Origin of the sequence: Corynebacterium sp. (genome assembly GCF_030530965.1) — a bacterium.
Taxonomy (GTDB): domain Bacteria; phylum Actinomycetota; class Actinomycetes; order Mycobacteriales; family Mycobacteriaceae; genus Corynebacterium.
This window is the reverse complement of record NZ_JAUMTY010000007.1, coordinates 1-10,434: the sequence shown is the minus strand read 5'-3', so window position 1 is coordinate 10,434 and position 10,434 is coordinate 1. Positions and strand designations below refer to the sequence as shown.

Sequence of the window (10,434 nt, the reverse complement as noted above, 5' to 3'; positions counted from 1 at the left end):
TTGGGGTCGACGCTTCGCCGCGGCCCGGTCGCGCTGATGATTACTGAGGTCGAGGCGTATTTGGGAGAGGCCGATCCCGCATCACATGCTTCTCGGGGGCCGACGCCACGCTGCGCGACGATGTTCGGCCCACCGCTGCACCTTTACGTTTATGCCAGCTACGGCATTCATCGTGCGGGCAATGTGGTGTGCTGCCCCGAAGGCATCGCGTCGGGACTGTTGCTGCGGGCCGGGCGCGTGATTGATGGTTATGACGTCGTTCGATCCCGACGAGGCGACCGCCCCGAGGACGATGGGCTCGCCCGTGGGCCGGGGAATGTGGGGTCCGCGCTGGGCCTAGATCTTCATCTCGACGGGATGCCCATCGTCGTCGATGATGGCGGGGCACGAACCGACGTCGGCAATCCCGAAGCTCCGGAACTGCGGCTAAGCCGTGCCCGCGCTGAGGACGACATTGTCCCTTATGTCACGGGCCCGCGGATCGGGATCTCGAAGAACAAAGAGGCACCGCTACGGTTTTGGATTCCTGGTGATCGATCAGTGACTCCGCCTCGAGGCCGTCCACGCAGACCAACCGGCGAGCGCAATTCCTAGCAAAGCCCAGCAGGCCAGCACGAGGCCGTGGATACCCCACCCCGCGCCGCCGAAAAATCCGACAGATCGTAGCGCTGAGCCGGCAGCGCCTAAGGGGAGGAATTGCCCGATGGTGCCCCATGGTGACGGCAGCCAATCGGGGCCTGTTTGCATGCCGGAAAGCGGGTTCGACAGGAACATGACGAACACAGCGCCGATGCCTAATCCCGCGTAGCCGAATTTGGACTCCATGCCGAGGACGAACATCGACACACCGACGATGGCCAGCGATAATGTGCCCACGATTTCCCAATAACTCCCGTCGACGACGTCGAAACCGAAGCGCATCACAGCGGCCAAGATGAAGCCGGCGATGATGGCGAACGCCCCGCAGGCGACGAATCGACGGGTGCGCCCTCCGCGGACCTGGGTGGACAAGACGACTGCGGAGATCATGCCGCCAAACGCCATCGGGAGTGCCAGGGTGGCGAAGGCGGTTCCGTGTTCATCGCCGGAAGCTGGCGGGGCGACATCTGTGGTGGTGACCTGGGCACCTTGCGCCGTGAGCGCTTGGGTAACCCCATTCATGACCTGGAGATATGTAGTTCCGGCACCTGTCGCAGTGATCACCTCGGCAGTGGGAACAGGGGTGCCGTTCGGCCCTGCCGTCGGCTGCCCCAGAGCAATGCCTCCGATGGCCTCGCGGTCGTGGACGGCCTGTGTGGCGTCGTCAACATGCTTGATCTCGAAAACCCCAGGCTGGTTGTGCTCCATGTTTTGCGTGAGCTGGGTAACCGCCTGATCTGGCCCGCTGACGGCGAGCGGTAGGTCTTTCGCGCCGGAATTCACTGCCGGCGCCAAGAAGGACAGCAGCATGAGTGTGACGACGGCGGCGAGGCCGAGCACAATACCCACTACTTTTCCGCTCGACGTGTGTTCAGTGGTTTTCGACGTGTTTTCTGGCGCCTGTTTCGTGACGTTGTTAGGTGCCTGGTTCGTGGTGTGTTCAGTGGTGGTGTTAGCGCCCTGGGTGGTGGCCGAGGTGCGCTGGGTGGTCACCTCCGTGGAAACACTGCTCATTGCCATAAGGTCTCCTCTTTTTCTTCGATGTGTTTTGCCGCGCAACGCGGCCGTCGTCGTTTTCCGCGATGCTGTCTGTGTGGTGCGACGTGACCGTTGACGTGCATGAACGTGGTTAACCCGTAGGTAGGACCCGTAGGTTCTGCCCCTAGGGGTCACCCAAATAAACGGAACATTGCGCTCCGGATACAAATGGAGCATAGCGCTCCGTTTAGATTGGTGCAAACGCGCCAGACGTGACAGAATGTGAACCCATCAACGGTTTCAAGCGCTGAGACCACACCACTAGGAGAAACATCGTGCGTGCAGACGCGACTGCCAGCCGTGCCGCCATCATTGACGCCGCGTGGCAAGGTTTTGCCACCAACGGTCCAGATATTTCACTGCGATCCATCGCGCAGGATGCTGGGGTTGGAATCGCTACCCTCTACCGGCACTTCCCTACACGCGAGGACCTCTTTGTAGGCGTCGCCGAAGAAATGGTGGCCCGGTTCAAATCGGTGTGTGATCAGTACGTTGACGCGCCGTCCTGGGATGAAGATCCAGCCACTACATGGTCAGCTTTCATTGCCGACGATTACGATCTCCGAATGGGCGCTTTGGTGGCACAAATAGCTGAAAAGATCGCCGTGTCGCCCGAACTTTATGACCGGATTACAGCTTTACGCACGAAGGCTTTGAGTCAGGTGGAACCCGTCCTGAATCGCGCTAAAAACGCTGGGCTGGTTCGCCCGGAAATCAGTCCGGCACAGTTCCAAATGGGAGTGGGCCTTCTGAGCAGGCCTCTTCCAGCCACGTTGGAGCAACTCGAACCGGGCTTTTCCACATGGTTACTGGACACCTTCGCGCGGGGAATAGCACCCTAGGGGACCCCGCTCCAGCCAGGTAGGCACGCCCATCGCCCTCCAGCCCCAGCTGCGGGGATCAACCGTCACATCCCCACCTCCTCGACGAGCGTATCGTCGCCCCGTCTGTGGGGGTGCGTCACACCGTGGAGTCGCATTTGTGGCGTCGTCACGTACTCTAGAAAAAGGAAGTATCCGCTATGTTGATAGCTTTGCTACCCAGGCCTTGTCTAGGTGATGACGCACTGCTTGAATCCGCAGATCAACGCTGTATATGCACATCAGATGCAGATCGCACCATCTGCACACCGTCGGCAGTAATCTCACCAGGACATCGGCCTCGGAACGCACAGCACGCATAATCCTGAACAATATTTAGCGAGTAAGGGAGTTTTGCCCCACCATGGGAACAATTATCTACACCCGTACCGATGAAGCGCCTTTGATGGCAACGTATTCGTTGAAGCCAGTGGTGGAAGCGTTTGCGTCAACCGCCGGTGTCGACGTCGAAACCCGGGATATTTCATTGGCGGCGCGCACGTTGGCGGCGTTCAATGATGTGCTGCCGGAGGACCAGCGGGTCAATGATGCGCTGGCCGAACTGGGTGCGCTGGCAAAGACCCCGGACGCAAATATTGTGAAGCTGCCGAACATTTCGGCGTCGGTACCCCAGTTGAAGGCGACGATTAAGGAGCTTCAGGCCGCTGGATACGAGCTCCCGGATTACCCCGAGGAGCCGTCGACGGACGAGGAACGCGACGCTCGCGCCCGCTACGACTCGGTCAAGGGCTCTGCCGTTAACCCCGTTTTGCGTGAGGGCAACTCGGACCGTCGCGCGCCGAAGGCCGTGAAGAACTTCGCCCGCAAGCACCCGCACACGATGGGCGAATGGAGCAAGGACTCCAAGACCAACGTGTCGACGATGGAGTCAGACGATTTCCGGCACAATGAGCAGTCGGTGGTTCTTGAGAACGACGACGAGCTGCGGATTCAGCTGGTCGCCCCGAACGGCGAAACCACTGTACTTAAGGAATCCCTCCCCGTTCTCAAGGGCGAGATTGTCGACGGCACCGTGCTGAGCGCGAAGGCGCTGGACACGTTCCTCCGTGCCCAGGTCAGCCGCGCGAAGGCAGAGGGTGTGCTGTTCTCCGTCCACTTGAAGGCAACCATGATGAAGGTGTCGGATCCCGTCATCTTCGGTCACGTGGTCCGCGCCTACTTCCATGATGTTTTCGACAAGTACGGCGAAGAACTGCTTGCCGCCGGCCTCAATGGCGAAAACGGTTTAGGCGCCATTCTCGAGGGCCTGTCGGATCTGGACAACGGCGACGAGATTAAGGACGCGTTCGACCAGGCCCTGAAGGACAACGCTGCCCTGGCAATGGTGAACTCCCACAAGGGCATCACGAACCTTCATGTCCCGTCGGATGTCATTATCGACGCCTCCATGCCCGCGATGATCCGCACCTCGGGCCACATGTGGAACGCCGATGACAAAGAACAAGACACCTTGGCGGTCATTCCGGATTCGTCATATGCCGGTGTTTACCAGGCCGTTATCGACGACTGCCGCGAGAATGGTGCCTTCGATCCGACGACGATGGGCACCGTGCCGAACGTCGGGCTCATGGCTCAGAAGGCGGAAGAATACGGTTCGCACGACAAGACGTTCGTGATGCCAACCGACGGCAAAGTGCAGGTCGTCGACAAGTCCGGCACCGTGCTAATGGAGCACGACGTCGAGGCCAACGACATTTGGCGCGCCTGCCAGACGAAGGACATCCCGGTGCGCAACTGGGTCGGCCTGGCCGTTGAGCGCGCACGCCTGTCGGGAATGCCGGCCGTGTTCTGGCTCGACCCGGAGCGCGCGCACGACAACAACGTGCGTGCCAAGGTCGAGGAATACCTGAAGGACGAGGACACCGATGGTCTGGACATCCAGATCATGGATCCCGTCGCCGCCACGAAGTACTCGATCGACCGCATCCGCAAGGGCGAGGACACCATCTCTGTCACCGGCAACGTGCTGCGTGATTACCTGACCGACCTCTTCCCCATCATGGAGCTGGGCACGTCGGCAAAGATGCTGTCTGTGGTTCCGCTGATCGCTGGTGGCGGGCTCTTCGAAACCGGTGCGGGCGGATCCGCGCCAAAGCACGTGCAGCAGCTGCAAGAGGAGAACCACCTGCGTTGGGACTCGCTGGGTGAGTTCCTTGCCCTGGCGGAGTCGTTCCGCTTCTTCGCCCGTAAGGACGGGAACGATCGCGCCGGGATCCTTGCCGATGCGCTGGATAAGGCCACCGAGAGTGTGCTGGAAGAGGGGCATTCCCCATCGCGTAAGGTCAACGAGATCGATAACCGCGGCTCGCACTTCTACCTCGCGTTGGGGTGGGCGAAGGCGTTGGCTCAGCAGACCGACGATTCCGATTTGGCTGCTGCATTCAAGCCGATTGCCGACGCTCTCGACGAGAAGAAGGATCAGATCGCGGAGGAGCTGCTCTCTGTGCAGGGTTCCGAGGTCGATCTGGGCGGCTACTACTGGCCGTCGGATGACAAGGTGAACGCGGTGATGCGACCGTCGAAGACGTTCAACACGATCATCGACGATTTGCACCAGTAGGGTTTTACCTGCGTTGGGGGGATGCCTGCGTTGGTAGGTTTCGGTGAGTAGGGCGGGGACTTAGCGCGTCCCCGCCTTCAGCGTATCTTCAGTTTTTGGCGCGTCGTCAGTTTTTGGCGCACCAATCCCGAGCGCGTCCTTAGTCTTCCTCGTCCCCGTTGTATAGCTTTCCGTGGAAGCTGGGGTTCAATAGGTTGTGGTGGCTGAGGACGTCGTCAAGGGTGTCCTTATCCAGCAGCCCTTTCTCCAGGACGAGGTCACGCACGGATCGGCCCGTCCGAGCCGCTTCTTTACCGATCACATCGCCCCAGTGGTGGCCGATCAGCGGGTTCAGATAGGTGATAATTCCGATCGAATTGTCGACATAGCGACGGCAAACGTCCTCATTAGCGGTGATTCCGATAACGCAGCGGGTACGTAGCGTCGTGCAAGCTCGCACGAGGAACCGCACGGATTCGAACGCACATTGCGCGATCACCGGCTCCATCACATTCAATTGCAATTGTCCGGCTTCCGCAGCCATGGCGACGGTGACGTCGTTTCCAAAGACTTTGAAACAAATTTGATTAACGACTTCCGGAATAACCGGGTTAACCTTCGCCGGCATAATCGACGAACCAGCCTGGCGTTCTGGGAGATTAATTTCGTTTAATCCAGCGCGTGGCCCCGACGATAGAAGACGCAAATCATTGCAAATCTTCGATAGTTTCATTGCTAGACGTTTGACGGCCGAATGTGCGTTGACATATGCGCCCGTGTCGCTCGTTGCCTCGATGAGGTCACGTGCGGGCTTAATGTCCAGGCCAGATACCGTGCTCAGTGCACGAATCACTGCAGCTTGATACCCCGCCGGAGTGTTCAGGCCGGTGCCGATGGCCGTCGCGCCCAGGTTCATTTCACGTAGTTGGCTTTGAGCGCGTTCCAGCTGACTGCGTTCTTCCGCCAAATTATTTCCAAACGCGCGGAATTCTTGTCCTAATGACATGGGGACGGCATCTTGTAATTGCGTCCGCCCCATTTTCATGACGTCGTTGAATTCGTTTCCCTTGGCCAGGAATGCGCGTTCCAGAGCGTCGACATGGTTAGCCAATTGTTCAATCGCGAAGTGTAAACCTAAACGGAAACCGGTTGGGTAAGCGTCATTCGTCGATTGGGACATATTGACGTCATCGTTTGGATTAATAACGTCGTAATTGCCCTTCGGCTCCCCCAGATATTCGAGCGCGAAATTCGCGATGACTTCATTCGTGTTCATATTCACCGACGTGCCCGCACCGCCCTGGAACACGTCGATAGGAAACTGATCCATCCCGCGGTGTTTGTCGAGAATCTGGTCGCAAGCCCAAATAATCGCCTCCGCCTTTTTAGCTGGTAGAGCGTGGACTTCGCGGTTCGCGATGGCGGCGGCTTTCTTAACCATCACCATGCCGCGGATGAGCTCCGGAACGTGATTGATGTTCGTCCGCGAAATCTGGAAATTCTCGACCGCGCGCAGCGTGTGCACACCGTAGTAGGCGTCGGCGGGGACCTGCAGAGTGCCCAGAAGATCGGTTTCCTCACGAAAACTCTGCGCGCTCTTGGCCCGCTGCGAGTGCGTTTCCGCCGACGTAATAATGTCCGTCGAGGTCATGACGACACCGATTCTTTCCGACGACGACCCCGGCGCGGCTACCGGGACGTCCCAGGCTTCAGACGACGAAGTGTAGTGGTCGGCGGATTCCGAGGAGGTTGTCGTCGGAGATACCTCGTTTTGTTGATCAGTTGGTTCGTTGCCCTGCTTGTCGGAGGGGCGGGATGCGGGTTGCTCGGACACGGTAAACCTCGATCTGTCATCGGTGTAACAACATGCTGCATGGGTGGGCAGCGCGTTGACCTGGCTTTATTCCCCCTCGATGCGGAAGCTCTCCCCCGAGTGCCGACAATCCATTCGCGCACCCTCGCATTACTGATCAGTTACTGATCACTTGCGTGAGTGCCATCAGGCTACCTTTGCCTCAAGCGAACGTCCACTTGAGGCACGTCGAGGATGATCTACCTCAACGACGGGTTATTACCCCACTTTGTAGCAGGGTGTTTATTGCAGCCCCACGGTTGGAGGGGCCGATGCTTCAGCTCCGCGGGTGGCGGGGCCGGCATCATAAACAAGTTCCCGCCGACATAAGGCCACTTCATTGACCCCTTTTCCTTAGCGGGGTGCTCTCTTGTTTCACTGCCTTGCCAGCGGGAACTCGCTCTGCAACCAAGACTAGTCTTTCCCACAGTCGACGGGAAGAGATATTTGATTCCGAGCCCAAACGGGGGTGGATTCGTCGATGTCGCGGATATGCGTTCCTAAACTGCTCCCCGTTAGTTGGACTGAGAAATTAGACACCGACTAGTGGGGAGCAGTTCAGTTTTCACAACCGACCCCGGTATAGCCCACAGTTTTCAGCGCGTGGGCGCAAAGCCCGCGCGACAACATCTCGCTAGCCGAATCGGTCAACGCGTGAGCATCACCAACGTAAGATTCCCATCCCACTGACGGTGAACGACAAACGTCGTACAGCACACAATCTACATACCGCTTAGTCTAGATTTTTTCATAGTTCTGACCTGCTCATATGTGCGTGAAATAGACAGAGCGGTTTGCACTAGACCGAGCGGTACATTAATCTCGTTTTACGAGTTCGAAAGAGCTCACCGCCGGGCACGACCGCACCGTTTTCCACAAGCGGTTACGCCGCGTCGGAAGGCAGGAAAACGTTTGGGGCAAACGCCCCGAGAACCGACGGCCACACAAGCTCGCCGGCAACAAAACCACCACACAAAACCAACACAACGAATTACGAGGAAACACAATGACAACCAAGTACGACAACAGCAACGCCGACCAGTGGGGCTTCGAGACCCGCGCCATCCACGCCGGCCAGCCCGTCGATAGTGAGACAAGCTCACGGAACCTCCCGATTTACCTCACGTCCTCATACGTTTTCGACTCCGCCGAGCACGCCAAGCAGCGCTTCGGCCTGGAGGACGAGGGCCCGATTTACTCGCGCCTGACAAATCCGACGGTGGCCGCCGTCGAAAATAGGTTGGCTTCCCTTGAGGGTGGAACGCATGCGGTGCTCTTCGCGTCCGGTCAGGCGGCGGAGACGGCGGCGTTCCTGAATATCGCGAGGTCAGGGTCGCATATCGTGTCGTCGCCGCGTTTGTACGGTGGCACAGAGACGCTGTTGGCGCACACGTTCCGTCGGCTCGGGATTGAGGTCACGTTCGTGGAGGATCCGGACGATCCGCAGTCGTGGGATGCGGCCGCGAAGGACAACACGGTGGCGTTTTATGGCGAGACGTTCGCCAACCCGCAGGCCGATATCCTGGACATTCCCGCGATCGCGGAGGTCGCTCATAAGCATTCCGTACCGTTGATTGTCGACAATACCGTGGCGACGGCGGCTGCTGTTCGTCCTTTGGAGCTGGGTGCCGACGTTGTTGTAGCGTCGTTGACGAAGTTTTACACCGGCAACGGGTCCGGGCTTGGCGGTGTGTTGATCGACGGCGGGAAGTTCGATTGGACCGTGGAGCGCGACGGCAAGCCGCTGTTCCCCGATTTTGTCGAGCCGGATCCCGCGTATCACGGATTGAAGTACGCGGACCTGGGGAATGTGGCATTCGGTTTGAAAGCTCGCGCGGGGTTGCTCCGCGATACCGGTGCGACGCCCTCGCCATTTAACGCGTGGGTTACGGCTCAAGGGTTGGATACCTTATCTCTGCGCATCGCAAAACATAACGAAAATGCGCAGAAGGTCGCTGAATATCTCGAAAGCAATCCGAAGGTCACGAAGGTTAACTTTGCTGGTCTGAAGAGTTCGCCGTGGTATTCGGTCAAGGAAAAGCTGGGCCTGAAATACCCCGGCTCGGTGTTCTCGTTCGACATCGATGGCGGGCGCGAGACGGCCTGGAAGTTCATTGACGCGTTGAAGCTGCACTCGGACTTGGCCAATGTTGGCGACGTGCGGTCGCTGGTTGTCCACCCGGCCTCGACCACGCACTCCCAGTCCGATGAGCCGGCACTTCGTGCCGCGGGAATCAACGAGTCCACAATCCGGCTCTCTGTCGGCATCGAGGACATCGACGACATCATCAACGACCTCAAACAGGCCTTTGAGCAGGTTTAATCTTCTAGGTTAATTTCCTTTGGGGTTAATTTTCTCCCGGTTAATCTTCTTGCCGACGAGGGGCTGGCCGCGTAACGACGGCCGGCCCTTTGGCCGTGTGTTGTGCGCCCGTGTGTTGTGCGGAGTGGGGCGCGCCAGACAATAAGGAGGTGTCGGCCGTGACCGAACAGGTAACGCTTCCGCCCAATGGGCAGTACGTCGACGTGCCTTTCTCACCGGCCGACGACCCATGGGTGACGGAGGCTGGCGTGCCTCTACCTGGTGCGTCACTCCGCATCTACGCGTTTTACACCACACCGGGCGACGCGACCCCTCCCCCAAACCCTCTCGACCGCCCGATAATCCTCATCGAGCATGCTCTCACGGGCGATGGCAACGCCGCCGAATGGTGGCAAGGGCTCATCGGCCCAGGCCTCGGCTTCGACACAGACCGCTACCTCGTCCTTTGCGCGAATGTCCTGGGCGGCTGCGATGGCAGCACGGGCCCGTCGTCGATAAGCCCTGATGGATCGCCATGGGGGTCGCGCTTCCCAGCCCTGTCCATGCGGGACATGGTCGACGCCGAACACTGCGCGCTGGAGCAACTCGGCATCCGGCGGCTTCACGCCGTCGTCGGCGCATCGATGGGCGGGGCGCGGGCCCTGGAATGGTGCATCATGTTCCCCGACGTAGTCGCGTCGGCACTGGTTATCGCGGTTTCCGCCCGAGCGAGCGCGTGGCAAATCGGCATTCAGTCTGCGCAAATCCGGTTCATCGAGGCCGACCCCGATTGGCAGGGCGGCGACTATTACGGCACCGGGCGCGCGCCCACCCACGGGATCGGCCAGGCGCGTCGCATTGCACACCTAACTTATCGGGGTGAGCTAGAGCTCGACGAGCGATTCGGCGCCGCCCCTCAGCGCGACGAAGATCCATACGGCCCCTACCGGCACCGTGACCAGCGCTTTTCCATCGAAAGTTACCTGGATTCGCAGGCCTCCAAGCTCGCCGCTCGGTTCGACGCCGGGAGCTACGTGATCCTCACCGACGCGCTCAACCGGCACGACATCGGACGCGGGCGCGGCGGCATGAACGCCGTCCTCGGCGAATGCACCGTCCCGATCATGGTTGCCGGCGTCGACTCTGACATCCTCTACCCCTTTCACCAGCAAGAACACCTGTC

At 59.4% G+C, this 10,434-nt stretch carries 7 protein-coding genes; 5 read left to right on the top strand and 2 right to left on the bottom strand.

Annotated elements, in window-relative coordinates:
* Positions 1-594 (top strand): DNA-3-methyladenine glycosylase (locus Q3981_RS02640; RefSeq protein WP_303123618.1); only part of this gene is annotated, 594 nt, incomplete at its 5' end.
* Here Q3981_RS02640 and Q3981_RS02635 read toward each other — a convergent pair.
* A complete protein-coding gene (locus Q3981_RS02635; RefSeq protein WP_303123616.1) occupies positions 538-1,653 on the bottom strand; it encodes an ABC transporter permease in 1,116 nt (371 codons plus the stop codon). The two genes, Q3981_RS02640 and Q3981_RS02635, sit on opposite strands and share 57 nt — an antisense overlap.
* Before the next feature lie 299 nt (positions 1,654-1,952).
* Between Q3981_RS02635 and Q3981_RS02630 the strand changes: the two genes are divergently transcribed.
* Together Q3981_RS02630 and Q3981_RS02625 are read left to right on the top strand one after the other, a co-directional pair.
* The gene (locus Q3981_RS02630; RefSeq protein ID WP_303123614.1) at positions 1,953-2,519 is read left to right on the top strand and encodes a TetR/AcrR family transcriptional regulator; all 567 of its coding nucleotides are present in this window, start codon (positions 1,953-1,955) and stop codon (positions 2,517-2,519) included.
* A gap of 382 nt (positions 2,520-2,901) precedes the next feature.
* Positions 2,902-5,118: an NADP-dependent isocitrate dehydrogenase gene (locus Q3981_RS02625; RefSeq protein ID WP_303123612.1), complete on the top strand. Its 2,217-nt coding sequence runs from the start codon at positions 2,902-2,904 to the stop codon at positions 5,116-5,118.
* A gap of 139 nt (positions 5,119-5,257) precedes the next feature.
* Here the strand turns inward: Q3981_RS02625 and aspA are convergent, their stop codons facing one another.
* Positions 5,258-6,748, bottom strand: a complete 1,491-nt coding sequence (gene aspA / locus Q3981_RS02620) for an aspartate ammonia-lyase (RefSeq protein WP_303123715.1) — start codon at positions 6,746-6,748, stop codon at positions 5,258-5,260.
* Between the two features lie 1,207 nt (positions 6,749-7,955).
* Between aspA and Q3981_RS02615 the strand changes: the two genes are divergently transcribed.
* Together Q3981_RS02615 and Q3981_RS02610 are read left to right on the top strand one after the other, a co-directional pair.
* Positions 7,956-9,272 carry an O-acetylhomoserine/O-acetylserine sulfhydrylase gene (locus tag Q3981_RS02615; protein ID WP_303123610.1) on the top strand — a complete coding sequence of 439 codons (1,317 nt, stop codon included), beginning with the start codon at positions 7,956-7,958 and terminating at the stop codon, positions 9,270-9,272.
* A gap of 203 nt (positions 9,273-9,475) precedes the next feature.
* On the top strand, positions 9,476-10,434 hold a 959-nt coding region (locus Q3981_RS02610; RefSeq protein WP_303123713.1), incomplete at its 3' end, for a homoserine O-acetyltransferase.